Origin of the sequence: Winogradskyella ouciana (assembly GCF_009709615.1) — a bacterium.
In the GTDB taxonomy this organism is placed as follows: Bacteria; Bacteroidota; Bacteroidia; order Flavobacteriales; family Flavobacteriaceae; genus Winogradskyella; species Winogradskyella ouciana.
On sequence record NZ_WJYA01000168.1, the window covers coordinates 1 to 261 of the forward strand.

General features: G+C 53.6%; 1 protein-coding gene. It reads left to right on the forward strand.

The window, feature by feature from the left end; genetic code table 11:
• The coding region (locus F1003_RS18900) for a flavodoxin domain-containing protein (RefSeq protein WP_155090366.1) at window positions 1-261 on the forward strand (261 nt) is incomplete at both ends.

Genomic DNA, 261 nt, shown 5'->3' on the forward strand with positions numbered 1-261 from the left:
CCTCGTCTTATAATGGAAAGCCGCCAAGCAATGCCGGACAATTCGTGCAGTGGCTTCAAGAAATCAAACCGGGTGAGCTTGAGGGCGTCCATTACGCGGTATTTGGCTGCGGCGACCACAACTGGGCGAGCACGTATCAATACGTGCCGAGATTCATTGATGAGCAGCTTGCAGAAAAAGGCGCGACTCGGTTTTCTGGGCGCGGGGAAGGGGATGTCAGCGGTGATTTTGAAGGGCAGCTTGACGAGTGGAAAAAAAGCA